Consider the following 25,640-nt stretch of genomic DNA (forward strand, 5'->3'; position numbering starts at 1 on the left):
TGGTCTACCGCGGTCGCCCAGATGAGGAGTGGCCGTAGCGCTCGCCGCGCGTGCCGACGTCCTGCAGTCGCGTGCCGCCGATGAATATCATCATGCCAGCAACAAGCATTTGCTCGCTAGGCGTCGGCGGTGTCGGACATCGCCGGTTGCCGGACCTGCCCGACGCCGCGGCCGACGCATCCCGTGACGTCCGGGCCGAGGCGCGGCGGTGATCAGGTCGTCGGCGCCGTGACGACGGGCTCGCCCGGTTCCGACGTCTCGGTGAGGGTGCCGTCGTGCAGTTCGAGGACCCGGTCGGCGATCGTCATGAGGGTGGGGTCGTGGGTGGCGACCAGCGCGGTGACGCCCTCGCTGTGTACGACGGCGCGCAGCAGCTGCATGATCTGCCGTCCGGTCTGCGAGTCGAGCTGACCGGTCGGCTCGTCGGCGATGAGCAGTTTCGGCCGGTTGGCGAGGGCGCGGGCCACCGCCACCCGCTGCCGCTGGCCGCCGGACAGTTCGTACGGCCGCTGGTTCATGTGCTTGTCCAGCCCGACCATCGACAGCAGCACGCGGGCGCGTTCCTCCCGTTCGGCGGCGGGCGTACGGCGCAGCCGCATCGGCACGCCGACGTTCTCCGCCGCCGACAGGACCGGGATCAGCCCGAACGACTGGAAGACGAACCCGATGACGTCGCGGCGCAGCTCCAGCAGGTCCGCCTCGGGTAGTTCGGTGACCACACGTCCGTCGACGGTCACCTGGCCGCTGTCGGGGCGGTCGAGTCCGCCGACCTGGTTGAGCAGCGTGGTCTTCCCCGATCCGGAACGGCCCCGCACGGCGATCAGCTCGCCGGGGTAGGCCTCGAACGACACCTCGCGCAGGGCGACCACGTCCTTGGGCCCTGTTCTCTTGGGTCCGGTCCGGTACACCTTGCTGACCCGCTCCACGACGACGAGGGGCTGGCTGCTCATCGTGTCTCCTCCGGCTGCGGCTGGTCCGGTTGGGGCGTGTCCGGTTGGGGTCGGTCCGGCCACACTCCGATGTGGTCGCGCTCGAGTTCGAGCCGGACCCGGCGCTCCATGTCGAGGGCGCCGATGAACTCCCTCGGCAGCTGGAGGCGGCCCACCCGGTCGAGCACGGCGTACTCCTCGGCGATCACGGCGCCGCCCTCGGCCGTCCGGCGCAGCGTCTCACTGCTGGTGCGCCCGTCCCGGATGCCGACGGTCCGGTCCACCTGCTCCGACACCGTCGCGTCGTGCGTGACGATCACGGTCGTGACGCCGAGCTCCCGGTTGGCACGGCGCAGCGCGGCGAACACCTGCTCGGAGTTCTCGCTGTCCAGCTCGCCGGTGGGCTCGTCGGCCAGGACGACCTGCGGGGAGTTGGCCAGGGCCACGGCGATGGCCACCCGCTGCTGCTCGCCGCCGGACATCTCGCCCGGCCGGCTGTCGGCGCGGTGCGCCACGCCGAGCAGGTCGAGCAGCTCGCCCGCCCGGTCCGTACGGCCCCGCCTACCGGCCAGGCGCATCGGCAGCCGGACGTTCTCACCTGCGGTGAGATACGGCAGCAGGTTGCGGGCCGTCTGCTGCCAGACGAACCCGACAACCTCACGGCGGTAGCGCAGCCGGTCCTTGGCGGTCATCGCGAGCAGGTCGGTCCCGGCGACCCGCGCGAGGCCCGCGGTCGGCACGTCGAGCCCGGACAGCACGTTGAGCAGGGTCGACTTTCCGGACCCCGAGGCGCCGACGACGGCGATCAGTTCGCCCTCGTCGACGAGCAGGTCGAGCCCCTGCAGTGCGACCACCTCGACGCCCTCGGTCTTGTAGATCCGCACGAGGTTGTCGCACAGGATGTGCGCGTGCTCCCCGAAGGCCGGCCGTACGTGCGCGGCCTGCCTCTCCAGCTGGGAGAGCGTCGGGGTGTCATCCGGTTCTTCCAACTCATTCACCCACTCGCAGGACGGAGCCGAGGGACCGGCGGCGGCCGGTCACGGCGTGGAGGAACGCGCCGGCGACGGCGACGACGGCGAGACCGGCGGCCAGCAGCGCCGGTGCGGCCAGGTCGAGTTCGTACGCCCGTACGGCGAGGTCGCCCGCGTAGACGCCGAGGTCGACGCCGGGTCCGAGGGCGGCGGGCAGGGCGAGACCGACCGCGAGGCCCGCGCCCGCGGTGAGCACGATCAGCGGGGCGATCTCCAGCACGGTGAGGGTCGCCGCCTGGCGGTGCGACAGGCCGAGGGTGCGCAGGTACGACAGGGCACGCGCCCGGTCGGCGGCCCCGACGACCAGTGCGATCACCACGGTGAGCAGCGCGTACCCGGCCAGGGCGACGGTGACGATGCGGAAACCGTCCTTGATCGTGGCGGCGAGCGGAGCCGCGGCTATCTTCCGGAGCGTCTCCTCGAAGGTCACCACCATGATGTCCGGCAGGTCGCCCACGGCGGCCCGCAACCGCCCGCCGTCGATGTCGTCGCCCCCGTTCCCGGCTCCCCGGATGAGCAGCATGGTGGCGTGCGACCGGGCGCCGGCCCGGGTGGCGGCGTCGTAGGGCACCACGATCAGGTTGTTCGTGACGCGGGTCAGGCCTGGCAGCCCGCCGGTGATGACGCCCCGGTTGACGAGCTTCATCCGGACGTGCCAGCCGATCTCGAAGGTGGTCAGGTGTGCCAGGTCGGGGGAGACCAGGGCGGGAATCTCCTGCGCCGAACCGTTCTGGGCGGCCGGGGTCGACGGCGCGGTCGACGTAGCGGCCGGTGGGGGGGTCGACGGTGCGGTCGACGGCGGGTCCGGTGGTGGGCCCGGCACCTTCAGCGGGGAGCCGGCGGCGACGCGGCGGTAGGCGTCGAGGTCCAGGGCGACGACGGTGGCGTTCCGCCCGCCGTACCCGACCTGCGCCGTCCCCTTCTGCGCGGGCAGGACCTCCCGCACCCCCGGGACCTGCCGGATCTTCTCGATCACGTCGGCCGGCAGCTCGGCCGCACGCTCGACCCGCGCGTCGGCGCCGGTCGTCTGCCAGGCGGCCAGGCGCTGGGTGGCCTCCAGCGTGCCGCTGGCCACCGCCCCGTACACCGAGACGGCGAGCGCGGGCAGCAGGATCAGCACGGGCAGCGCGCTGACCGACCTGGCCCGCGCCGCCAGGGTCAGCCCCACGAACGGCACGGCACCCCGGGCCCGCGCCGCGAACCGCACGAACAGCCGCAACGGGTACGGATAGCAGCGCAGCGTGACGAGTGCCGCGGCCACCGTGAGCATGACCGGGACGAGCATCAGGAAGGGATCGGCCTCCCGGGCGGCGCCGCCGGGGGCGAGATCGGTGGTGAGGCCGCGGGTGCGCAGCAGGTATGTCCCCGCCAGCGCCAGGACGACGACCAGCACCTCCAGCGCCGTACGCCTCGGCGAGCGGCGGCGGCCCACCACATCGTCACGCCGGCCCGGCAGCGGCGTGCGATGGGCGACCGCCAGGCGGGCCGCCGCGAAGCCCACCGCGGCGACGGCGAGCAGCGGCGGGACGGCGTGCACGACCGGCGTGACCGGCGTGACCGGCCCGGACAGCAGGGACGCCGACAGCGGGTACGACAGTCCGTACCCGGCCATGACCGCCGGGACGGCTGCCAGCGCGACCGCTCCCGTGCCCGCCGCGACGACCTGGCCGAGGGAGGCGCCCCGCGCCCGGGCGAGGGACAGGGCGTCGCGCATGCGCTCGGTCAGCAGCTGGACGGCGAGCGCGATGACGCCCCCGGCCACCGCCACCAGGCCGCCGAGGATCAGGAACATCAGCGCCCGGGCGGTCGCGAGCCGGGTCAGGAACTCGGCGAGCACCCGGTCGAGCGCGGTGTCCAGGAGAAGCTGCGCGGAGGCATCCGCTCGGTGGGCCGGCCCGCTCAGGGCGCGCCGGTAGTCGGCCATCCCCTCGACCACCGAGGCCGCGTTGCGCGCGGTGACGGCCGAGCGGTCCACCGTGATGACCCAGCCGTAGACCAGGTCGCGGCCTCCGAGGATCAGCTGGCGGAGGGAGCCCTCATGGGTGAGGGCGGTGATGCTCAGCTCGTCGCGGTCGGCCCCGGGGACGGCCCGTGTCGTGACCTCGGCGATGTCGCGGTTGTGCTGCCAGAAGCGGTCGTCCGGGACAGTGGGCGCGATCGGCTCGAACAGGCCGGTGACGCGGCCGAGCAGGGGCTGGCTGTTGCCCAGCACGAGCGTGGTGCCGACCTGGATGTCCATCTTCTCGGCCGCGCTCCGGGCCAGGGCGATGTCGAGCCGCCTGGCGTCACGCAACTCCGGGTGGCCCGGGACGCTCGCCGCCGGGTTCGGCGGTCCGGGCGGCGAGCCCCGCACGTAGCGGACGCGGCGGTCGGCGTCGGGCACCCAGCCCACGTTGACGTACTGGCCGCTCCGCGGTTTCGCTCCCAGCCGCACCGTGACCGGCGTGCCGAGGGTCTTGGCCACGAATCGGCTGTCGGCGCGCGGTCCGGTGTCGACGATCTGGGCGAGGGACGGCGGCAGCATGGCCCGCCACTCGCGGTCCCTCTCCCGGAACCCGTTCTCATCGGTGAGGTAATGCCCGGGCCGGTTCGGGCGCATCACGACGGTCAGGTCGGTCGCGTCGGCGCCGATCTCGCCGAGTGCGCTGCGCGCGGCCCGGTCGGAGGCGGCCTCGAACCACCGGGGCAGCCCGGCGACCAGCAGCGACGCGCTCAGCGCCAGCAGTGCGAGCACGGCCGCCGCGCCCCGGTGGACCCTGAGCAGGAGCAGCGGGTTCATCGGTCCTCCCCGGCGCGCAGGGCGCCGCCGAGGCCCTGGCGGCGCAGCGTACGGGCCAGGCCCGCGACGATCCAGAACAGTACGACGGCGAGGGCCGCCGGCATCGCGACGGTCGCAGCCCACGGCACCTGGAGCACCACCCCGGGGGTGGCCGAGGCCGCCTGGCCGGTCAGCACGATGTGCGGGACGACCAGCGCCGCGATCCCCAGCGCCAGCCCGGTCCCGGCGATGAGCGACAGCCCGATCAGGAACGCCTGCTCCACCGCCAGCAGCCCGAAGACCTGCCGGGAGCTCACCCCGAGGGCGCGCAGGATCGCGAACTCCGAGACCCGTTCTCGTGCAGTCACGGCCGCGTTGACCAGGAAGCCGAGCACCGCGAAGACCAGCGCGGCGGCGAAGCCCAGGACCAGCGCGCCCTGCAGACCGCCGGCCAGCGGGTCGTCCCTGAGGTGCTGGGTCAGCGAGCCGAGGTCGACGACGGTCTGCTCCCACTCCGGATGGCGGGCCAGCTCCGCCGCGGCCTGGGCCGTCTCACCGTTCTGGGTGGACATCCACCACTCGGCCGGGGCGCGCGGCTCCCGTGCGGCGGCCAGGTCGGCGGCGAGCAGCGTGGGGAGGTCGGCGAGGACGGCGGGCACCCCGGCGGGCGTCCCGGGCATCGCCCCGACGACGCCGGCGACGGTCACCTCGACCGGCTGCCCGTCCAGGGTCAGCGTGCCGGTACGGCCCTCGGCGAGCTTCTCACGGGCCGCGAGGTCCGCGGTGATCACCACCGGCATGGGGCCGGCCGGCGGGCCGCCCGTGGGAGCGGCGGCGGTCAGGCTGACGTATTCGGGCTCACCTGAATCACCGGGACCGGACTCTTCACCGGGACCGGGACCTTCACCGGGATCGGGCTTCTTCGGTGCGGGCACGGCGAGGGTGAAGACGCCCCCATCCGTCGTCACCCGTACTCCAGCGATTTCCCCGGCGTTTTCTCCGATTTCTCCGGCGATGCGGCCGTCACCGCGCACGCCGTGCTCCCACCGCAGGCCCTCGGCCGGGGTGACCGGGGCGCCGGCGTCGGTGGTGATCGAGTCCACCGCCAGGTTCACGCCACCGCCGCCACCACCGCCGGGCGCGCGGACCGGGATCCGCACGACGAAACCGCGGATGCCGAGCGGGTAGCTCAACTTGCCCGCCCGTCCGGCGAGCCCGCCGAGGTCGACGGTGAGCGGGTGCGGCTCGCCGTCGGCGGTGAGCGGCCCGACCGTCACCTGCTGGTGCACTCCGAGGGTGTCCACGACCACCATCCGGAGCTCCAGGCCTGAGTAGTCCCGGCTCGTGGGCGGCGGGTCGGGGCGGAGCCGTACGGACAGGGTCAGCTTCACCGGAGTGCCGGGAAGCGGGACGGCCGAGATCGCCGGGCGTCCCGCCACCAGGCGTGCGGCCAGGTCGCCGCTGCTGCCCAGGTCGGGACGGAGCATCAGCATCGGGCCGAGCTTGGCGGCGTCCGCGGCGACCAGGGTGCCGTTGCCCCCGGAGAAGCCCCCGGACAAGCCGCCGGAGGAGGCCCCGGAGAAGGTCAGCGCGCCCCGGTACACCGGCGTGAGCGCCGTCACGCCGGGCAACCCGGCGTAGACCGCGCCCCTGCCGATCCTGCCCAGCTCGCCGGACTCCGGTGCGGACGACACGCGCAGATCGGCGGCCGCCTGGTGCCGGGCCTGGTCCACCTGCGAGCCGCGCCAGGTCGCCGCCGTCGTCATCGACACCCCGCCGATGGCCACCGCCATCGTGAGCAGGAGGGCGGGACCGGAATACCGCGCCGGACGGCGGCTCACCTGCCATGTGCCCAGAGCGGGAGCCAGGCCCGGCCGCAGCGAGGTGAACCGCTCGGCGAGCCGTGAGACGCGCGGCACCAGCCGCAGGCTGAGCATCCCGCCGCAGAGCAATGCCAGGGCGGGCCCGGTCACGATCAGCGGGTCGATGCCGAGACCGCCGCCGGACGTCGCGGTCACCGGTGCGCCGTAGCGGCGAAGCTGCCAGATCGCCAGCGCGGCCACCGCCAGCAGCGCCACGTCGCCGCCCGCCCGCTGCAGCAGCCCCTGCCGGTCGCCGCGGCCGCGCGTCGCCTGTTCTTCGACATAGGTACGGCGGGCGCCGCGCAGGGCGGGCAGCGCGAGCAGCGCGGCGCAGGCGAGCGCCACGGCGGCCGCGACGCCGAACGTCGCGGCGCCCGGGTCCGGGGCGATGTGGACTCCGGAGGCGCGGATCCACGGGATCGCGTTGATCAGGCCGAGCAGCGGCGGGGCCAGGAACGGCGCCAGCACCGCGCACGGCACGGCCACCAGCAGGGCCTCCCCGGCGGCCAGTAGGGCCAGCCGCACGCTCCCCGCCCCGCGCGAGCGCAGCAGCGCCACCTCCATCCGCCGGTGCTCGGCGAGCAACCGCGCGGTCAGGACCAGCGCGTACGCCGCGAGCAGCAGCAACTGCAGGACGGGCACGAGCATCGTCGAGCGCGCGACCAGCGCCGCCCGGTCCAACTGGGTGAGCATCTCGGGCAGGCGGGTGATGGTCTCGCAGGCAGAGCAGTCGCCTTTCAGGGTCTCGCCCAGCCCGGCGACGGAGGCGGCGAAGGGCCGCAGCCGCTGCGGCGTGAGTCCGCCGAGGTCGGGCACGGCCGTCCAGGTCGCGGTGACGCTGGTGCCTCCGGTGAACCTGGCGAGGAAGGTCTCCCTGGGCACCATGAGCGGGCCGTAGGTGGTGTAGTCGCCGTGCTGTACGCCCCGGCGCAGCAGTTCGTCGCCGTCCCATCGCCCGGAGTAGGGGGCGTCGAGCTGGAAGACGCCGGTCAGCCTGGCATGCACGGCCGCGCCGTCGAGCCGGCCCACCATGCGGAGCTCGTCGCCCACGCCCAGGTTCATCGCCTGCGCGGTCGGCTGGGAGAGCGCGACCTCGACGACATCGACGACGCGGTCCTTGATGCCGCCGGAGCCGGAGCCGGCGTCGGCGGCGGCGGCGGGCCGAGGCCAGACTCCCTGGACGAGTCGCGCGTGCCGTTCCAGCTCTTCGTTGACGCCGAAGCGGGTCAGTTCGGGATGCTTGAGCCGTTCCTGCCCGGGGAGGGCGTAGGAGTCGGAGCGGGCGCGGAAGGCGACGTCGTACGGCACGCCGCCCCTCTCGCCTCCGTCGCCCGAAAGGGTCGCGAGATGGTCGCGGATGACGCGTTCCACCGCTGCGAAGGTGTCCTGCCGGATGGGAGCGTTGATCGTCGTCGCGACGGTCTCCGTCGGGGCGTTCTCCATCGCCCGCCGTACGCCGACGTCGGCGACCGAGGAGGCGTACATGGCGAGCGCCACCAGAGTCGTGGTCGCCAGCAGGATCGAGCCGAAGGCGGCCAGGAGGAGTAACGGCTCGCTGAGGGCACGCCGCACCACCAAAGGTGTCCGCACCCGCATCGACCGCCCCCTCCCGATCTGTCCCATTTCGACCACTCACCCTAACGGTCAAGCGCCGGGTGCAGTAGATCTCAGATGAGCCCGAGAAACGGCGAAGTACGCGCGTATTGTGGAGAGAGTCGGCCTTCCGGCCCTGATCAGCGCGACGCGACCGACCGTTCCCCAGGTCCCGGAGAAGGCCGGCGTGCAGCTGCCGTCCGTCTGAGGACGGCGAAGGTGTCGGCGGCCATCCGACGGGCGTCGAAGGCGGCGAGCGCCCGGGCCCGCGCCCGCCGTCCCAGTTCCAGCCGCGCCCCGGCATCGGCCACCAGGCGGCGCAGCGCGGCCGTCAGCGCGGCCGGATCCCCCGGCGGGACGACGAGAGCGTCGGACCCGACCTCGGCCGCGGTGTCCCCGACCGCGGTGCTGACACACGGCAGGCCGTGCCCCATCGCCTCCAGCAGGGTCAGCGACAGCGCCTCGTTCCGCGACGGCAGGCAGAACACGTCGACGTCACGCAGAAGCGCGCCGACATCCTGGATATGCCCGATGAAGGTCACCGGCAGGTCCTCCGCCGCGTGGGCCAGCACGTCCCGGTCCCGGCCCCGCCCGGCCACCACGATCCGGATCGGCAGCCCCTCCTGTGTCAGCTCGGCGGCCGCCTGGATCAGCAGATCGAAACCCTTCTGCGCGGTCAGGCGACCGACCCCGCCGATCACCACCGGACTCCGGTCGCGGAGACACACCCCTTCGGCGGGGAGATCCACTCCGCTGCGTACCCGGACGATCGGGGCACCCGGCGCCAGCCGCGCGAGTTGCGCCGCGGTCGCCGCGGAAGGAGCGGTGAAACAGCTCACCCGGCGGTAGGCTTCGGCCGGCCCCGGCCCGTCCGCACCGGTCAGATGAAGGGTGGCGACGGTGGGCGCCACGTCGGCGGCGGCCATGAGCGCCGCACGGTTGCTGCCGGGATCGACCAGATTGACATGCACCACGTCGGGAGCCAGCTCGACCAGCGTCCGCGACAGCCACGGAGCCACCGGGCGGTGCCGCGACGGCGGTACCACCACCACGTCGGCCGCCTCGCCGACCGCCGTGCACACCGGCCCGGCCAGCGGCTCGCTGACCACGACCGTACGGTGCATCCCGGCGGGCAGGTGACGGACGAGCAGCGTCGCGTACACCTCGGCACCTCCGAAAGCCTCACTGTCGATCACGAACGCGACATGGCGCACGCCCCCACCTCCTCCCGCGTGCCTTCCCACCCGGGAAGATCGCTATGAGGAGGGGGCGGAAATCTTGGGACGGGCCATACCTCAGCCGGCCCATGCCAGCAGCGGTTGGATCCGTTCGGGGCGGCGCAGCGTGCCCAGGGCCTGTCGTTCGAGCTGGCGCACCCGTTCCCGGGTCAGCCCGATCCGGTCGCCGATCTCCTGGAAAGTGTGCGTCTTGCCGTCGCTCAGCCCATAGCGGAGGCTGACGATCAGCGCTTCGCGTTCGGGCAGCCGGTCGACCAGGGCGCGGAGCTCCTCGGCCAGTGCCCGCTGCTCCAGCAGCTCCGAGGCGGGGGCGATCCGCGCGTCGGCGATCAGGTCGCCGACGCGGGTCTCCTCGTCGTCCAGGGGGGTGTCCAGGCTGACGATGTCGCGGCTGATGCGGCGCAGGTCGCAGAGCTCGGCCACGGTCAGGCCGGCGGCCTCGGCGAGTTCGGCGTCGGTGGGTTCGCGGCCCAGCCGGGCCTCCAGCTCGCGTTCCAGACGATTGACCTTCGTCACCTGGTCCACGACGTGGAGGGGCAGCCGTACCACCCGGCTCTTGTCGGCCAGGCCGCGATCGATCGCCTGCCGGATCCACCACATCGCGTACGTGGAGAACTTGTAGCCCTTGGCGTAGTCGAACTTCTCCACCGCGTGGATCAGGCCGAGGTTGCCCTCCTGGATGAGGTCCAGCATCGGCCAGCCACGGTGGTAGTACTTCTTGGCCGCCGCCACCACCAGTCGCAGGTTGGCCCGGAGCATGTGGTCCTTGGCCCGCTCGCCGTCCACGGCGGCCTCCTCCAGATCGGTACGCCGCTCCGCGTCGAGGCCGCCCCCGGCGGCGGCGTTCTCGTCGAGGAGATGGCGGGCGTACACACCGGCCTCTATCCGCTTGGCGAGGTCCACCTCCTGCCCGGCGGTGAGCAGCGGCGTCTGACCGATCTGCTGCAGATACTGCCCCAGCAGGTCAAGTTCGTCATAAGGCTCGTACGGCTCGGCCCTACCCATCACGGTCACCCCTGCGGTCCGCCGATTCCCGCGGTGCCAATGCCCCTCCCATGCCCAGCCCGTCGGCGTCGACACGTGGATCGGGCACGCGTACGGGTAGGGATTGCGAAACCGGAACCCGGATTGGTGGGAGGTGAGCCGCGACATGTCTGATCAGGTTTTCCTCGGGGAGATGCGGCAGGTCCTGGACGAGGTGTACCGCGATCGCGACAGCGCCGCGGTGCGGGACGTCTACGCCCGCGCGTCAGCCCATGTGCATCTGACCGCGGACAGGCTGGCGCTGCTGAACGAGATCCCGGAGGACGGCTACACCCGGGAGGAGATGGCCGAGGCGATCGACCAGGTGATCATGCGCCGGGGTGCTCAGGACACCCTCGGTCTGCTCCAGAGCCCGAATCCGTAAACAGCGACCGCCCGTATGAACGCCCCCGGCTTCAGCGGTCGCCGGGGAAGACGGGGGTGCGCTTCTCGAGGAAGGCGCGCACTCCTTCCTGCCCGTCGGGCCGCGCCGCGGCCTCGCGGATCGCCAGGGCCTCCCGCCGTAGCGCGGTCTCCGGCGCCGGGGTGGCCGCGCCGCGCAGCAGCCGCTTGACCGTGACCTGGGCGGCGTGGGACCCCGTGACCAACTGGGCCACGACCCGGTCCACCGCCGCGTCGAGTTCGTCGTCGTCGTGCACCTGCGCCACCAGCCCCGCCCGGTGCGCCTCCTCCGCGCTCAGGACGGGGTTGAGCAGGGCGAGGTGCAGGGCGTGATGCAGGCCGAGCGTCGCGGACAGCAGGCTGGTCCCGCCGTCGACGGTCAGCCCGACCTTGGTGTAGCCCAAGGTGAAGCGGGCGGATCTGGCGGCGAGCACCAGATCGGCCGCCGCCGCGAGCGGGAAGCCCGCGCCCGCCGCCGTACCGCGCACCACCGAGATCACGACGGCGTCCAGGCGCATCAACTCGCTGACGATGCGGTGCAGCGCGTCGGCGAGATCGTCGATGTACGCCGACACGTCGTCGGCGGCGGCGAAGGACGCGAGATCGCCGCCCACGCTGAAGAACCGTCCCTCGGCGGAGAGCACGACGACCGGCGCCCGGTCGGCCCTGGCCCGCTGGATCGCCCGCCACAGCGCGGCGGCGCCCACCTCGTTGAGCGCGTTGCCGTGCTCCGCGTCGGCGAGTGTGATCCAGGCCGCGCCGTCGCGGAACTCGTACGTCACCGGGTCCTTGGCGTCCTCGGTCATGTTCTCCCCTTCGCCGCCCATGCTTCAGGCTCCTGTCCTACCAGCCGACCCGGCGAACCATGCGAGCGGGGTGAACCATGCGAGCGGGTCACACCTGGAGCCACACTCGGAAGCCAGGTGACCCCCCAACCCCTCTCCCGTGATCTTGCGAATTCTCGCAGGAATGCTCGCTGAACTGCGCGGATCGATTTCGTGATCTCGCAAAAGCTTGCAGAGGAGCCCTCTGACCTGCGCTTATGCGCTCCGTGATCTTGCAGTTGGAAGTGCAAGATCACGGAGGGTGTTTGTGCTGGTCAAGGGGTGGGTTTGCGAGAAACTGCAAGATCACAAACGCGAAGTGCCTGGTCCTGGGGGTGCGTGCGAGGAATCGCAAGATCACGACCAGTGATTTGGGGAGGCTCAGGGCGGCGTTCGACGTCGGCGACCGTCTCCATGTCGCTCCGGCGGGCTACTGGGCGCTTGCCGAGGCTGTCCCCACCAGGCTGTCCCCACCAGGCTGTTTCGCCAGGTGTCCCGCTCTGGCATTGAGTAGAAATATGGATGAAAAGGACATTTCGGCCGCGAATAGGCCGTCATTGTTCTGTCGTGATATGGCAATACTTCACTCAATGCCCAATATGTCTGTTTTGTGGCTGGCGGGACAGGTAATCAATGCATTCCAGGAGATGGCGCTCAATCCGCCGTCAAATGGCATTTCCTCGGGATAGAGGAAATGAATCCGATTCAGGATGAATTCTGTACGGGGGAAACGCAGATGCTCGCATTCCGAGACATCATGGCCGGCCTGGCTCTCAGCACGGCGTTGGCCGGAGGGGCCGTCGGCCTGGGTGCGTTGATGGGCACCACCGCCGCCAGCGCCGCTGTCGTCCAGGAGGGCTACAGCTCCGCCTGGCCGCATGACTGCTGCCGCTGCGACGACTGCCGGTGCGACCGCTGCTGCCGGTACGACGACTGCCGGCGTCACGACTGCTGTCACTGTGACGGCTGCTGCCAATGCAGCCATTCCGGCTGCGATGGCGGTTACACGCGGTAGCGTGGACCTGAAGTCTCTTCGGAATAAAACAGAGCTCCGGTCGAGTCTCGGCTCGCCGGAGCTCTGGCCGATGCGTGGGGGTCGAGGCTGGCCGGGTCAGGTGGCGGGCAGGATCTGCCGCAGACGGCCGGGGGGCGTGTGACGCGGCTGCCATTCCCGGGGGTAACCCAGGGATACCTCCTCGAAGCGGACGCCGTCGTGCCAGGAGGTCCGGGGAATGTGCAGGTGGCCGTACACGATGGCGGCGGCCCGGAAGCGCAGGTGCCAGTCGGCGGTGTGCGTGGTGCCGCACCAGATGGCGAACTGGGGATAGCGCAGGACCTGCGTCGGATCGCGCACCAGGGGATAGTGGTTGACCAGCACCGTCGGCAGCCCGCCGGGGCGCTCTTCGAGGCGCCGCTCGGTCTCCTTCAGCCGGGCGGCGCACCACGCCTCACGCGATGGGTACGGATCGGGGTGCAGGAGCATCTCGTCGGTGCAGACCACCCCGGTCTCGTGGGCGAGCGCGAGCGCCGCCTCCACGGTCGTCACGCCCGGCATGCGGAAGGTGTAGTCGTACAGGAGGAACATCGGGGCCACGACGACGGGACCGCCGGGGCCCTCCCAGATCGGGTACGGATCCTCGGGGGTGGACACGCCGAGTGAGCGGCAGATCTCGACGAGGCGGCGGTAGCGGGCCTCGCCCCGGAGTTGGGACGGGTCGCGGGGATGGGTCCACAGTTCGTGGTTGCCCGGCGCCCACACGACCTTCGTGAACCGCTCGCTGAGCAGTCGCATCGTGCGTTCGAACTCGTCCAGGAACTCGCACACGTCACCGGCCACGATCAGCCAGTCACCGGGAGATCCCGGCCGTAGCGTGTCGACGATGGCCCGGTTCTCCTGGTAGCCGACGTGGAGGTCGCTGATGGCGACGAGTCGCTCACTCGGCAACGGTGGCCCACCTGAAACGTCGGCGCATCGGCACATCCTCATCGTCGTAACGGGTCCTCGTTCCGACGGTGCCACAGCAGGGCAGGGATGATCAACCGTTCCTGACTGAACGTATGCTGTTGATGCTCAGCCGTCTCGCCGAGACCCGCGTGCTTCTCGGCTCTCAGCTGGCGAAGAAATCATTCAGCGTGATGTCGTCGAGCCGCGGGCCCTCGCGGTTCATGAGGCGTTCCGCTGCGTCGATTCAATCGTCGGCTCGGGACCGGGTATACGGCTCAGGCAAGCCTCGCGGGCCGTCCGGATGTCAGCGCCGGCTCCGCGGGTGCGACGAAACTGCGACCGCTCGGCATTCCTGTGATCATGGACGGGTGTCATCGAGCGCGGGTCCGTAACGCACTGGAACCCGAGTGGGAGGCCCGGTTCGAACCCCGCTCCTACGGGTTTCGATCGGGGCGCGGCGCCAGGATGCGATCGGGCCGTTTACCAAGCGTGCAAGGGGTCGCTGGCGAAGCGGCTGTGGGTCTTGGGCGCGGATTTGGTTGTGCGTTGCGCTGCGTCGCTTGCCGCACGCTGTCTGTTGGATGGCCGATCGAACATTCTTGACAAATCGGGGTGAATAATATTTCAATCCAATAGTCAGGTCAGCATGTCTCACTCCAGCGGGGGATGAAGTGACGCTTGCGCCGCAGGTTGGGCTGGCCTCGGAGCCGGGCGACGCGCGTATGGGGTCGCTGGACGAGTGTGACGATCACCTGTTCGCCGTGAACGACCTGTTCGTGAATGTCCTCGGCCGGTACGGCAAGGGGCGCCCGCTCGCTCGTCAAGCTCTGCGGATCGCCGAGGAGGCGGCTGCGCTGTTGCCCGGTGATACCGCCCCGCCGAAGTTCGGCGGTGTTGAGCGCGTGGTGCCGACGCAGCCGACCGTAAGCGCGGCGGAGCGGCGCCTGACGAGGGTCTACCGCAACTTTCCGGCGACGCGCCGCATCGGGATCACATGCGAGCCGCACTCCGGCATGAGCGGTGTCGCCCGAGCGTGCCGGGCGGTCGCGCCGGCCGGACCTGCTCACGCCCCCCACCCACGAGGGGCGGCGACGGTGGTCGGCGGCAGGCGGTCCTCCACCCTCCGGCCGCCGCTGAACCAGGTCAGCCGTCACTCCGCGACCAGCTCTCCTGGCAGGAGGATGGCGCGCTGAGCAGGGAGGGACACGGCCTCCAAGACCACGCCCGTTCGATCATGCCACCTCGCGGGCGGGGGAGTCGCCTGCTCGCCGACGTCGTCGGCCACCGGAGGCCGGCCCTCATTCCAACGGGGCCGTGGCGCCTCGGCGACAGCCCGGTTCTCGGAGTGCGCGGCGTGCAGGTCGTTGACGGCGAGCGGGGAGAGCCCCTGTTCGACTCCTCTGCCAGGACCGTGGCAAAGAAAGAGAGGATCACCCGTTGCTGTTGGACGACATCAGCCGCCGACGCGCAGTCACCGAGCAGGAAGCGGAGGCCCGCTTGGCGGACATCTGCTTCAAGACCGGCACACCCCGAAGGATCGGGATCGAGGTCGAATGGCTTGTCCACGACCTGCTGGAGCCGCGTGACCCGGTCGCTCCTGCCCGGCTCACGCGGGCCCTGGCAGCCGTGGGCGGCTTGCCGTTACGGTCCGCACTCACCATCGAGCCCGGCGGCCAACTGGAGCTCAGCTCGCGGCCGGCGGTCTCACTCACCGCGTGCGCGAGTGAGACCGCCGCGGACCTGGAGCTGGTTCGGACCCGGCTGGCCTGCTTCGGGCTCGGCCTCGCCGGATACGGCCTCGACCCCTGGCATCCGCCCCGCCGGATCCTGGACCACCCGCGATACGTGGCGATGGAGCGCTACTTCGACCGGACCGGACCAGACGGCCGGGTGATGATGAGTGCCACCGCCTCGGTCCAAATCTGCCTTGACGCCGGCCAGGACGGCGCGGGGCCGTTCGGGATCGAACGGCGCTGGCGGCTTGCCCATCTGCTGGGCCCCGTGCTGGTCGCCGCCTTCGCCAACTCGCCGCTGCGGCAGGGCCGCCCGACCGGATGGAAGTCCACCCGTCAGGGCGTCTGGGCCTCGCTCGACCAGGTCCGGGGTCTGGCGCCGGGCCCCGGACCGAGCGCACGCGAAGCCTGGACCACGCATGCCCTCGACACACCGGTGTTGTGCGTCCGCACCCCGGAGGGCCCCTGGGAGACTCCGGCCGGGCTCACCCTCCGGGACTGGATCCGCGGCGGCGGCCCGAGGCCGGTCACCGTCGAGGACATCGATTATCACCTGACCACGCTCTTTCCCCCAGTGCGTCCGCGCGGCCACCTCGAGCTCCGGATGATTGACGCCCAGCCCGGCCCCGACGGCTGGGTGGTGCCGATGGCCGTCACCGCGGCGCTCTTCGACGACCTGGAGGCGGCTGAGTTCGCCCACCGGGTCGCCGACCGCCTCGCCGACCAGGTCGATCCCGGACCCCGCAACCTCCTCTGGCGGGAGGCGGCATGCCGAGGGCTGGAGCACCCCGGGCTGCATACGGCCGCTGTGGATTGTTTCGCGGCCGCGCGCCGGGCGCTGCCCCGGCTGGGAGCCTCCGCCGACGTACTGGCCGCGGTAGCCGACTTCACCGACCGCTACGTTACGCGGGGCCGATGTCCCGCGGACGACCTCCTTGACCGTATCAGCAGGAAGGAGAGCCAGACATGATCGCGCTCGAACTCGACCCCGAGGTGCTGCGGGAACGGACCGCAGCCGTGTTGCTGACTGCCCGAAGGCGCACTCAGGCACTTATCGACTGCGTGGACGATGGCGAACTCATGGCCCAGCACTCACCATTGATGTCGCCTCTGGTGTGGGACCTGGCGCACATCGGCAACCAGGAGGAGCAGTGGCTGCTGCGCGCCGTCGCCGGGCGAGAGGCGGTCCGCCCCGACCTGGACTCGATCTACGATGCCTTCGAACATCCGCGCGTCGAGCGGCCGCGGCTGCCCCTGCTGCCGCCCGCCGAGGCGCGCGGCTATGTGTCCGAGGTCCGCAGCCGGGTGCTCGACGTGCTGGAGGGCACACCACTCACCGGCTCGCCGCTGGTTGATGCGGGCTTCGCCTTCGGCATGGTCGCGCAGCACGAGCAGCAGCACGACGAGACCATGCTGATCACCCACCAGTTGCGCTCCGGGCCCGCGGTGCTGGCCGCCCCCGCGCCTCCGCCGGCCCCTGCCGACGCGGCCGGGCTGCCAAGCGAAGTCCTCATCGTCAGTGGTGAGTTCATCATGGGGACATCCACCGACGTGTGGGCGCTGGACAACGAGCGCCCCGCCCACCGGCGCTCCGTACCGGCTTTCCACCTCGACACCGTCCCGGTCTCCAACCGCGCGTATCTGGAGTTCATCGAGGACGGCGGCTACCGTGTCCAGCGCTGGTGGGCACCGGAGGGCTGGGCACAGGTCCGCGAACACGGTCTGGCGGCACCGCTGTTCTGGTTCCGTGAAGGCGGTGAGTGGCTGTGCCGGCGTTTCGGCAGGGTCGAGCCGGTGCCGCTGGATGAGCCGGTGCTCCACGTGAGCTGGTACGAGGCCGACGCGTACGCTCGCTGGGCTGGGCGGAGGCTGCCCACCGAGGCCGAGTGGGAGAAGGCGGCTCGCTACGATCCCGCCACCGGGCGCTCACTCCGCTATCCCTGGGGAGACGAGGATCCGACACGGGAGCACGCCAACCTTGGTCAGCGTCATCTTCGGCCTGGGCCGGTCGGAGGCTACCCGTCCGGCGAATCCCCAAGCGGCGTGCGGCAGTTGATCGGCGACGTATGGGAGTGGACGGCCAGCGACTTCCTGCCCTACCCGGGCTTCGCCGCCTTCCCCTACCGCGAGTATTCCGAGGTCTTCTTCGGCGGCCGGTACAAGGTGCTACGCGGAGGTTCGTTCGCCGTCGACCAGGTGGCCTGCCGCGGTACCTTCCGCAACTGGGACCTCCCGATCCGCCGGCAGATCTTCGCCGGCTTCCGGACCGCCCGCGACGCGGATCGGGGCGAGGGCTGATGTGCCGTCAGATCGCCTACCTGGGCGATGACGTCCTGATCGGATCGGTACTGTCCGAGCCGGTCCACGGGTTGCTTCGGCAGTCCTGGCGGCCGCGCCGGCAGCGGTACGGGACGGTCAACGCCGACGGCTTCGGCGTCGGCTGGTACGCACCCTGGGATCCAGTGCCTGCCCGCTACCGGCGGTCCGGGCCGATCTGGGCTGATCCGGTGTTCGCAGACCTCGCCCGGGTGATCCGCACCCGGGCGCTGCTCGCCGCCGTCCGCAGCGCCACCGAGGGCACCGACGGAGGAGAGTCCGCGGCCGCTCCCTTCGCCTCGGGGCGCTGGCTGTTCGGCCATAACGGCAAGGTGGAGGGCTGGCCGCACGCGGTTGCGAAGAACGCGGCCGGACTGCCCTCGGTGGCACTGCTCGAGCTGGAGGCGCGGTGCGACTCCGCGCTGGTCTGGGCGCTGGTGCTGCACCGGTTGGACGCCGGGGCGGCTCCCGGCCCCGCCCTGGCCGACACGGCGGCCGAACTGGCCGCCGCGGCTCCCGGATCCAGGCTCAACCTGCTGCTCACCGACGGCGACACGGTGGCGGCCACGGCCTGGGGCGACAGCCTCTACTACCTCGTCGAGCCCGAACGGGGTGCCGTCGTCGTCGCCTCGGAACCGTACGACGACGACCCCCGCTGGATCGAGGTCCCCGACCACACCTTGCTGACCGCCACCCGTACCGACGTCTGTCTGACGCCGCTCAAGGAGCCCCCGCTGTGACGACCGCACTCGCCGTCTCCCGCCTACTGCCCGCCGCTGACACCGCTGACGCTCTGCGGACCGACGTACTGGCCGGTTTGACCCGCCACTCCAAGCAGTTGCCTCCCAAGTGGTTCTACGACGCTCGGGGCAGCGAGCTGTTCGAGGAGATCACTCGGCTCGCCGAGTACTACCCGACCCGGGCCGAGCGGGAGATCCTGGTGGCGCGCGCCGGGGAGATCGCGGCGGCCACCAGGGCCCGCACGCTGGTAGAGCTCGGCTCCGGCTCCTCAGAGAAAACCCGCCACCTCATCGACGCCTTGGGTGGTCTGGAGAGCTACATCCCCGTCGATGTGAGCGAGAGCGCGCTGGTCCAGGCTGGGATGGCGCTGCTGGCCGAGTACCCCGGGCTGTCGGTTCACGCACTGATCGCCGACTTCCACCAGAGGCTGGCCCTTCCCGCCACCCCGGGACCACGCCTGGTGGCCTTCCTCGGTGGCACCATCGGGAACCTGCTGCCCGACGAGAGGGCCGCGTTCCTGCGGGACGTACGGGACCTCCTCGGCCCCGGGGACGCTTTGCTGCTGGGCACGGACCTGGTGAAGGACGTGGACGTCCTGATCGCGGCATACGACGACGCCAGCGGTGTCACCGCGGAGTTCAACAAGAACGTGCTGGAGGTGATCAACCGGGAGCTCGGCGCGGACTTCGACCCCGGGGCCTTCGACCACGTCGCCTGCTGGGACGCGGCGAACGAGTGGATGGAGATGCGGCTGCGGGCCCGTGCCGAGCTCACCGTCAAGATTCCGGAACTCGATCTGGTGGTGTCCTTCGACGCGGGAGAGGAGCTCCGTACGGAGATCTCCGTCAAGTTCCGGCAGGCCGGCGTGCGGGCCGAACTCGCGGCCGCGGGGCTGGAACAGCGCCACTGGTGGACCGATGCCGCGGGCCGCTACGCGGTGTCACTGGCGGTCCGGTCGTAGCTCGCGGTATATGAATGGGCCGCGCGGGGGATCCGGCGCGGCCCATCTTTCGTCGCGCTTGTGGATCAGGGATCAGGCGGACGGCGCTGCACTAGCCGACGCCGTCGGAGGCGCCGGGAGGCCAGATCCCGACGTGCAGGAGCTTGTGCGCGTAGAAATACGCCACGAGCTGGCTGCGGTTGCTGCAGGCGAACCGGTCGAGGAGCTTGCTTATCCGCTCCGCCACGGTGTATCTGCTGAGATGCATCTCATGGGCGATTCTCGTGGTCGTGTACCCCCTGGCCAGCATGACGATCAACCGTCTGTCGCGATCATTTATCAGACCGCCGGAAACAAGATCCATAAGAAATTTCGGGTCGGATTCCACGCATGCGTCCATGTTCGGTGCCGGGTCTTTCGCCTGGCACGCCCGGCCGGTGCCCAGCACGAGAAACCCGGCCAGATCGATCGTCGCAGGACCTTTCCGGGTCGCCTGGCGGTGGAGCGTCCGCACCAGGGAAAGCGCTGAGATGGAGACGTCGTCGACGCCGGCCTTCGATTCGAACCACCGCCAGTCGCCGTCGGGATTCACCTCGAGGAAGACCGGCCCATCCCCGGTCAGCAGGAAGTCGAAGGCGCCGTAGCGCAGCCCCCAGAGCCCGGCGAGCCTGTGCACCGCCTCGGCCACGGGCTCGGGGGCCGACGTCGGAGATACCGCGACCGACGCCGCGTCGCGCCAGATCGCCTCCGGTGAGGGTTTGCCGACGCGGAAGGCCCGGATCTCACCGTCCAGGTAGTAGACGCGGATTTCCGCCCAGTGATCGACGTACTCCTGGACGATCACCGGCGCGTCTCGTACGGCGAGGCTCCCGGCTCCGGCGCCATCGACGATTTCCGGAAAGATCCCCTCCATGGTGCCGGGTTCGGTCTCCACGAAATGCCGATCGAGGGCCTTGACGATGATTCGCTCGCTCGACAGTTTCGCGCTCGCCGCACCCGGGTCGGTCGTGACGATCGTCCGCGGGGTGCGGATCCCCGCCCGTCCCGCGCCGTCCAACTGGACCAGCCGCCCCGGATCGTAGCCGTCGGGCAACCGTACGGCTGACAGCGACGACACCTGGTCGACGAGGGCACCCCACGAGTCCGCCCGGAACAGGGAGAGCGCCGAGCCGTTTCCCGCGGGGAGCGCCCGCGGTGAGAAATGCCGTACCCAGGTGACCGTGGGGATGATGCGACGCCCAGGTGCTGGGCCGCCCGCTGGAACAGGGGCGCGGGTGAGCCCGGGCCGTCAGTCACAGGATTCGCAACATCGGCAGCAGTTGCAACATTCACAGCACTCGCAGCAGCTGCCGTCACCCAGGTAGCAGCGTTCCTCGGAGGGGCGGCCCCTGCGCCTGCTCCACCGGGGCCGCCACAGGCCACAGGTGAAGAAGGTCCCCACCCCGGCCGCCGACTTGCGTACCCAGCCGGGCCGATCGTACGAGGCTGCCGCGGCATGTTCGCCGAAGGCACGTTCGATCGCCCGGCGTACCTCGGTGTCGAGCAGCATGTCCACCAGGTGACGGTCGGCCAGTTCCAGCTCGCGCAGTGCCAGGGCGAGGCCGCGGGCCGCGTCGTCGCAGAGCCGCCGCGCTTCGGCGCGGGGGGTGGCGGTCGCGGTCAGCGGGTTGAAGGCCTCGCGGGCGGCGTCCTCCTCCTGGTCTTCGACGGCGTCCAGCAGGTGCGCGATCCGGCCGAAGAACCGGCCCGCCTCGGCCAGCGCGGCGGCGTTCCCCGGCCTTCCGGCGAGCGTCGCGGTATACGCGAACGCGGCCGCGACGGCCTCCTCGGTGGGGGCGGTGAGGTCGAGCAGGCCGGCCGTGCCGAGGGCGCCCTCCAGTTCGAACTGACGATCGACCGCGGCTGTCAGCACGGCCGCGTCGAATCCGACCGACGCGCCCATCCGGGCTCCGGCCGTCTCCCATCGGGACGCCAGCATCGTGCGGGCCGCTCGGGTGCCGGGAGCGCCGTCGCCGTCGGCCACGTGGTCGCGGAGCTTGCCTGCGGCCAGCACCAGCGAGACCGCGGCGGCCAGTTGTACGCCCCGGGCTCGGGCGTCGACCACCTCGGCCGATCGGAACCCGCGCAGTGCGCAGGGGCCCGCGATCCGATGGGGGGAGTCGTGCGGGCTCTGCGCCTCGGCCAGGACCGAGATGATCAAACCGTCGTAGTTTGTGGCCAGCCGCGCCCCCTGTCCTTGGCTGTCGCGCAGGGTCAGGCACAGCCCGCACAGGTGAGCCCGCCATGCCCGGAGCAGTGACGGGCACCCGTGCCTGCTGCATGGGCGAATGATTCCGAACACGAGGCCTCGCGAACTTCACAGCGTGCTATCCAGAAGGGCCCGAGGAATATTAGCGGCGTCTCATCTGATCGCGCCTCCGTCGCGCGGCGGATCGTTTCGCCGTGGCGCGCGAGGGCAGGGCGGGAGACCGTCATGCGGGTCGATGTCGACTTGCTCGCTCCTCATATCATGCGAGTTGAGCCACAGGTCCGGTGCGAACGCGCGGCCGCTGTCCGGCTGACGGGTGCCCGTCGGGGCCGCGCGACCTCCGAGGAGGTGGACATGCCCGCTCGATCGCTGCCGCTCGCCACGCATGAGCTGTTCCACACACGTGACATCGACGAAGCCCGGGCGAGGGTGGGCCATGCCTTGGCTCCCCACGAACTGCGCCTGGGGAAGCACGCGGCTGGGTTCCACACCCGGATGAACGGGACGACCTTCGACCGGACCGGTCTGTACTCGATCGACTACGGAGGAGAGGTGTCGATCACGGCCGACGCATGGGAGAGTTGCTTCCTCGTGTCGCTCCCGCTGGCCGGCGCCGTTGAGGTGTCCCTCGGCCGGGATCAGGTCCTGGCCACGCCTGGGTTCGGCTGCGTGGAGTCGCCGACGGAGTGCATGACCATGCGTTGGTTGACCGGGGCGTCGCATCTTGTCGCATCGTTCGACCGCTGGGAGCTGGAAGCCCACCTCGGCGGCCTGCTGGGGCGGGAGTTGCACAGGCCGCTCGTCTTCTCGCTGGGCATGGACCTGACCCGGCCCCTCGCCCGGTCCTGGCTGTCAATCGTCGACCTGCTCCGGCGGGAGGCGGAGACCGACGGTGACATCCTCACCCGGCCGCTGGCCCTCGAACAGCTGGAGGGGCTGCTCATGACACAGCTCCTGCTGACCCAGCCCAACAACTACACCCCGGCGCTGTCCGGGGAGCAGCCGTGCACGGCTCCGGCCGCGGTGAAGAGGGCCATGGAACTGTTCGAGGCGTGCGCTGCCGAACCCCTCACCGTGTCGGACATCGCCGAGGCCGTCGGCGTGGGCGTGCGAACCCTGCAGGAAGGGTTCCGCCGCCATCTGGAGACCACGCCCACGGCCTACCTGCGGGACGTACGGCTGGAACGCGCGCGTGCCGAGTTGACCGCCTGCGGCCCGGACACCGCGACCATCGCCGAAGTCGCCCGCCGCTGGGGGTTCGTCCACCTCGGCCAGTTCTCCCGCGTCTACCGGGAGCGTTTCGGGGAGACCCCCGCCGAGACACTGACCCGCTGACCCGGGGAGCCTCACACCCGCCGGCCCGGTCGTCGTGCGGACGGCGGAACCGCCAGGCGGAAGCCGTACAGAGCACCGAGGACGGCACGCCCTGACCCGAGCGGACACCCGGAACTTGATGAAAACCACTTGCGGAGTGTGATGATTCAGCTACTATTCGTGATGCATGGTCTGTTGGGGGTCATGAGCGAAGCCGGGTCAACCACCTTAGGCGGTGGCCCGGCTTTCGCGCCTCTATCGAACCTCTGATCCAGACTGAAGGCGCCGACCTCGGTGTGTCGAAGACATGGGCGCGGCCCTCCCGGATATCCGCCTCGGCACCGATCGCGTCAATGTGGCGTCGCCGCTTCAGGTAGTCGGTGTGCTCGACGTGTCCGTCCAGATATTCCGGCCGCCCGACCACAACTCACTGACGTTGCCGGAAAAGCGGTCATAAAGGCCATCGTTCTGAAGGCGCTTGAGATGCAGCATCGGCGAGTCATGGCCGACCAATCTGGCAAGGTGGGGGGTGACGAGCATTTCATCGTCGAACTGGAACACCGACAGCGCGATGTGTTCGTCACCGAAGCGCGCCTCGATGCCGGAGACCTCCCTCAACTGATCCAGTTCGGCCAGCGTGATCCGGATCCGGGTGGACACCGTCAGCGGTACGGCCTCAGCCTCCTCTCGTTGGCGGGTGACCTCATTGTCGGGATCGCCGAGCAGGAACCGGATGCGGCAGCCCTGCTCGGCCTTGCGCTTGAGTACCTTGGCCAGATTGGGGTGTTCCAGCCAGAGAAAGTAGTTCGTGTACCCGGCGAGGGTAATCTCCGACTTGGCGTTGGCGATCAGCGTGCGCCACACGCTCTTGGGGCAGGCGGATCGGTAGGGGTAGACCGCCAAGACCTCTCGGTCCGGCCCGGTCTTCACCACGTTGCGTATCGCCTCGGGCCACAGCACGGACTCATCCACCCCCAGCGCTTCGGCGGCCGCCCACCGGTGACGGGGATGCGGCATCCGCCCTTCGTCGGCCAGCCAGCGGGACACCGTTTTGACGTCCACCTCGCACCGCTCGGCGAGGTTCCTTTCGGTAAGTTTCGCATTTGCCATCGCGTGGCGCAGAGAGTCGTTCGGCATCGCTGGGCCTCGAATCGGGGACGTTGAGGACGTAACTCGACCGTAAAGCAGAACGTCCCACACGTCCCGGAAACACGGTGTAAACGATGTAGCACTCTGAGTGATGCTGTCGTCATGAAGGGCGTCGAGATCCAGCCACTCGTACGGGGTGCCCTTCAGCCATCCGTAATACAAGTTGAACCCGTCAATGTAGATGTTTGTGGGCAAAGGGTAATCGTAAAGACACAGCTGGTTAGATTTCCGGGGTTCGCTCGAACAGTCGTGCTGGACTCCAGGGCGGTGCAAGCCGTAGTCGTCAGTCGGCGGTCAGTGCGATCGAGGCCGAGGCCGAGGGTAAACGACAAACTCACCGAGCGTGAGTGGGCCAGTGTTGCGGCTGGACGGGTTCGTGGCGAGACATCGGCCGTGGAGTTCGAGGGAAATCGCATCCCGGGTCCAGGTCGGGCAGAGAGTCCCGCATGGAAGCGCACATCAAACTATAACAAATCGGCCACTTCGGCTATCTCCTCCTGGCGCTCGGACAAAATGGTACGGTGAGCCAGAAGAAACGTCCGCCAGAGTTGAAGGCTCGCCGCGCCCGTCAATTCATGCTGGCCGCTCTGGACTGTCCGTACGTGCGTCAGCAGCAGATGGACCTGGCCGCCACCAGCGGCCAAGCGCTGGCGAACGGCTTGGGCCTCGCCTTTTACCAGGGCCGTTGCGCCCACCAGTTGCATATCGCCGTCCATACCTTCGGCGGTCCTACCGCAACATTGGGCACATCGCGCCCCGCATGGGTAATTAGCGGCATCGTCACCGGATGGGGACGACTGCTGGCCACCTACCGGGGACCGAATATCTTCAGCGGCGACTGGCGATCTCGAGCCGCCAAGGGCCCCCTGCTCGCTGAGGAGCATTCGGACGAGCTTGAAGGTGCCGTCGGCTGGTGCTGTTCCGCCTGCAGAGGTGGGGAGTTGGTCATGGGCGAGCTCGCCGGAGTGCTCTGCATCGTCGACCGTACCCTCCTCGCCCAGGACACCCGACTCAGCGAGTTGCGGGCAGCCCGCAACTACGGCCGCGCCCGGGAAGTGGACCCCAACATCTACCACCCCCGCTACCTCGGCTTCTATCGGGACCGGTACGTCATGGAAGATCCGGAGAGCGTTGCCGACATCGACGAATACGACGATCGTGAACTCTGGCCCCTGGTCCGCCCCTACGCCGACGACGTTTTCGACTATGCGACCCACCCAATAGCGGACAACCAGGAACGGCAGGCCGTCCCCACCACGCCGGTCCCGGTCGAGACCGAACTGCGGGATAGCCGGTTCAATCTGATCCAGAGCGCATCCCTTCCAGAGGTTTGGGGCTACGACCCTGCTCAGGCCGACCTACTGTCGGAACATCTAACGGCGCAAGGCTGGCGCCTTATCCGCGATGACGCGCGGCTGCAGATCTACCTCCCTTGATCCTCGACCCAGCGGTCGACTGCACTCCTGGAAGACCAGCCACCCGGAGCACAACTGGTCGAATACGCACGCTCATCGATGCCGCTCGCGCACGACGCGCGCAAGCCGATGCTCGACCTGGAGTTGATCACTACCGGCATGACCGAGGGCACCTGGTG

20 protein-coding genes are annotated in these 25,640 nt (G+C 70.3%); 8 read left to right on the forward strand and 12 right to left on the reverse strand.

Features of this window, described 5'->3' with window-relative positions:
- Positions 1-212: 212 nt before the first annotated feature.
- From ACFHYQ_RS26550 to ACFHYQ_RS26575, 6 genes are all read right to left on the reverse strand, one after another.
- A complete protein-coding gene (locus ACFHYQ_RS26550; protein ID WP_394303868.1) occupies positions 213-950 on the reverse strand; it encodes an ABC transporter ATP-binding protein in 738 nt (245 codons plus the stop codon).
- Entirely contained in the window at positions 947-1,918 is a 972-nt protein-coding gene (locus tag ACFHYQ_RS26555) for an ABC transporter ATP-binding protein (protein WP_394303869.1), read from the reverse strand. The genes ACFHYQ_RS26550 and ACFHYQ_RS26555 overlap by 4 nt, the downstream gene beginning before the upstream one ends.
- 1 nt (position 1,919) lies before the next feature.
- Positions 1,920-4,739 (reverse strand): permease-like cell division protein FtsX, encoded by a 2,820-nt coding sequence (locus tag ACFHYQ_RS26560; protein WP_394303870.1) that lies wholly within the window; start codon positions 4,737-4,739, stop codon positions 1,920-1,922.
- Positions 4,736-8,176 (reverse strand): ABC transporter permease, encoded by a 3,441-nt coding sequence (locus tag ACFHYQ_RS26565; protein ID WP_394303871.1) that lies wholly within the window; start codon positions 8,174-8,176, stop codon positions 4,736-4,738. The genes ACFHYQ_RS26560 and ACFHYQ_RS26565 overlap by 4 nt, the downstream gene beginning before the upstream one ends.
- Positions 8,177-8,313: 137 nt before the next feature.
- Positions 8,314-9,387, reverse strand: coding sequence for a glycosyltransferase (locus tag ACFHYQ_RS26570; RefSeq protein ID WP_394303872.1), 1,074 nt, complete (start codon positions 9,385-9,387; stop codon positions 8,314-8,316).
- Between the two features lie 81 nt (positions 9,388-9,468).
- Entirely contained in the window at positions 9,469-10,416 is a 948-nt protein-coding gene (locus ACFHYQ_RS26575) for a sigma-70 family RNA polymerase sigma factor (protein ID WP_394303873.1), read from the reverse strand.
- Positions 10,417-10,561: 145 nt separating this feature from the next.
- Between ACFHYQ_RS26575 and ACFHYQ_RS26580 the strand changes: the two genes are divergently transcribed.
- Positions 10,562-10,819 carry a hypothetical protein gene (locus ACFHYQ_RS26580; protein ID WP_394303874.1) on the forward strand — a complete coding sequence of 86 codons (258 nt, stop codon included), beginning with the start codon at positions 10,562-10,564 and terminating at the stop codon, positions 10,817-10,819.
- Between the two features lie 31 nt (positions 10,820-10,850).
- On the opposite strand, the gene ACFHYQ_RS26585 is transcribed toward ACFHYQ_RS26580, so the two are convergent.
- The 3 genes from ACFHYQ_RS26585 to ACFHYQ_RS26595 all read right to left on the reverse strand — a co-directional run bounded on the left by ACFHYQ_RS26585 (position 10,851) and on the right by ACFHYQ_RS26595 (position 13,641).
- On the reverse strand, positions 10,851-11,663 hold the full coding sequence (locus ACFHYQ_RS26585) for an enoyl-CoA hydratase/isomerase family protein (protein WP_394303875.1): 813 nt from the start codon (positions 11,661-11,663) through the stop codon (positions 10,851-10,853).
- 580 nt (positions 11,664-12,243) lie between these two features.
- Positions 12,244-12,645, reverse strand: coding sequence for a hypothetical protein (locus ACFHYQ_RS26590; RefSeq protein ID WP_394303876.1), 402 nt, complete (start codon positions 12,643-12,645; stop codon positions 12,244-12,246).
- Positions 12,646-12,771: 126 nt separating this feature from the next.
- A complete protein-coding gene (locus ACFHYQ_RS26595; protein WP_394303877.1) occupies positions 12,772-13,641 on the reverse strand; it encodes a metallophosphoesterase family protein in 870 nt (289 codons plus the stop codon).
- Positions 13,642-14,276: 635 nt separating this feature from the next.
- Between ACFHYQ_RS26595 and ACFHYQ_RS26600 the strand changes: the two genes are divergently transcribed.
- The 5 genes from ACFHYQ_RS26600 (at position 14,277) to egtD (ending at position 19,356) form a co-directional block, all read left to right on the forward strand.
- On the forward strand, positions 14,277-14,798 hold the full coding sequence (locus tag ACFHYQ_RS26600; protein WP_394303878.1) for a hypothetical protein: 522 nt from the start codon (positions 14,277-14,279) through the stop codon (positions 14,796-14,798).
- A gap of 244 nt (positions 14,799-15,042) precedes the next feature.
- Positions 15,043-16,308, forward strand: a complete 1,266-nt coding sequence (gene egtA, locus ACFHYQ_RS26605) for an ergothioneine biosynthesis glutamate--cysteine ligase EgtA (protein WP_394303879.1) — start codon at positions 15,043-15,045, stop codon at positions 16,306-16,308.
- Positions 16,305-17,636, forward strand: coding sequence for an ergothioneine biosynthesis protein EgtB (gene egtB, locus ACFHYQ_RS26610; protein ID WP_394303880.1), 1,332 nt, complete (start codon positions 16,305-16,307; stop codon positions 17,634-17,636). Before egtA ends, egtB begins: the two co-directional genes overlap by 4 nt.
- Positions 17,636-18,394, forward strand: coding sequence for an ergothioneine biosynthesis protein EgtC (egtC, locus tag ACFHYQ_RS26615; protein ID WP_394303881.1), 759 nt, complete (start codon positions 17,636-17,638; stop codon positions 18,392-18,394). The genes egtB and egtC overlap by 1 nt, the downstream gene beginning before the upstream one ends.
- A complete protein-coding gene (gene egtD, locus ACFHYQ_RS26620) occupies positions 18,391-19,356 on the forward strand; it encodes an L-histidine N(alpha)-methyltransferase (RefSeq protein ID WP_394303882.1) in 966 nt (321 codons plus the stop codon). The genes egtC and egtD overlap by 4 nt, the downstream gene beginning before the upstream one ends.
- Before the next feature lie 91 nt (positions 19,357-19,447).
- Here the strand turns inward: egtD and ACFHYQ_RS26625 are convergent, their stop codons facing one another.
- A complete protein-coding gene (locus tag ACFHYQ_RS26625; RefSeq protein ID WP_394303883.1) occupies positions 19,448-20,452 on the reverse strand; it encodes a LuxR C-terminal-related transcriptional regulator in 1,005 nt (334 codons plus the stop codon).
- Between the two features lie 171 nt (positions 20,453-20,623).
- Positions 20,624-21,676 (reverse strand): DUF5685 family protein, encoded by a 1,053-nt coding sequence (locus ACFHYQ_RS26630; RefSeq protein ID WP_394303884.1) that lies wholly within the window; start codon positions 21,674-21,676, stop codon positions 20,624-20,626.
- A gap of 261 nt (positions 21,677-21,937) precedes the next feature.
- Here ACFHYQ_RS26630 and ACFHYQ_RS26635 point away from each other — a divergent pair, with 261 nt between their 5' ends.
- Positions 21,938-22,918, forward strand: a complete 981-nt coding sequence (locus ACFHYQ_RS26635; protein ID WP_394303885.1) for an AraC family transcriptional regulator — start codon at positions 21,938-21,940, stop codon at positions 22,916-22,918.
- A 348-nt stretch (positions 22,919-23,266) separates the two neighbouring features.
- On the opposite strand, the gene ACFHYQ_RS26640 is transcribed toward ACFHYQ_RS26635, so the two are convergent.
- On the reverse strand, positions 23,267-24,034 hold the full coding sequence (locus ACFHYQ_RS26640; protein ID WP_394303886.1) for a hypothetical protein: 768 nt from the start codon (positions 24,032-24,034) through the stop codon (positions 23,267-23,269).
- 533 nt (positions 24,035-24,567) lie between these two features.
- On the opposite strand from ACFHYQ_RS26640, the gene ACFHYQ_RS26645 reads away from it, so the two are divergent.
- Positions 24,568-25,482 (forward strand): hypothetical protein, encoded by a 915-nt coding sequence (locus ACFHYQ_RS26645; protein WP_394303887.1) that lies wholly within the window; start codon positions 24,568-24,570, stop codon positions 25,480-25,482.
- Positions 25,483-25,640: the final 158 nt, after the last annotated feature.

Source organism: Sphaerimonospora cavernae (assembly GCF_042435035.1).
Classification (GTDB): domain Bacteria; phylum Actinomycetota; class Actinomycetes; order Streptosporangiales; family Streptosporangiaceae; genus Sphaerimonospora; species Sphaerimonospora cavernae.

What these genes read in the sequence shown, in the direction of transcription:
- ACFHYQ_RS26585 (WP_394303875.1), bottom strand. Translation starts at nt 11,663, where the DNA reads ATGGGCGGCGAAGGGGAGAACATGACCGAGGACGCCAAGGACCCGGTG.
- ACFHYQ_RS26575 (WP_394303873.1), bottom strand. Translation starts at nt 10,416, where the DNA reads ATGGGTAGGGCCGAGCCGTACGAGCCTTATGACGAACTTGACCTGCTG.
- ACFHYQ_RS26550 (WP_394303868.1), bottom strand. Translation starts at nt 950, where the DNA reads ATGAGCAGCCAGCCCCTCGTCGTCGTGGAGCGGGTCAGCAAGGTGTAC.
- egtC (WP_394303881.1), top strand. Translation starts at nt 17,636, where the DNA reads ATGTGCCGTCAGATCGCCTACCTGGGCGATGACGTCCTGATCGGATCG.
- ACFHYQ_RS26635 (WP_394303885.1), top strand. Translation starts at nt 21,938, where the DNA reads ATGCCCGCTCGATCGCTGCCGCTCGCCACGCATGAGCTGTTCCACACA.
- ACFHYQ_RS26565 (WP_394303871.1), bottom strand. Translation starts at nt 8,176, where the DNA reads ATGCGGGTGCGGACACCTTTGGTGGTGCGGCGTGCCCTCAGCGAGCCG.
- ACFHYQ_RS26580 (WP_394303874.1), top strand. Translation starts at nt 10,562, where the DNA reads ATGTCTGATCAGGTTTTCCTCGGGGAGATGCGGCAGGTCCTGGACGAG.
- ACFHYQ_RS26590 (WP_394303876.1), bottom strand. Translation starts at nt 12,645, where the DNA reads ATGGCTGCATTGGCAGCAGCCGTCACAGTGACAGCAGTCGTGACGCCG.
- egtB (WP_394303880.1), top strand. Translation starts at nt 16,305, where the DNA reads ATGATCGCGCTCGAACTCGACCCCGAGGTGCTGCGGGAACGGACCGCA.
- ACFHYQ_RS26595 (WP_394303877.1), bottom strand. Translation starts at nt 13,641, where the DNA reads ATGTGCCGATGCGCCGACGTTTCAGGTGGGCCACCGTTGCCGAGTGAG.
- ACFHYQ_RS26640 (WP_394303886.1), bottom strand. Translation starts at nt 24,034, where the DNA reads ATGCCGAACGACTCTCTGCGCCACGCGATGGCAAATGCGAAACTTACC.
- ACFHYQ_RS26560 (WP_394303870.1), bottom strand. Translation starts at nt 4,739, where the DNA reads ATGAACCCGCTGCTCCTGCTCAGGGTCCACCGGGGCGCGGCGGCCGTG.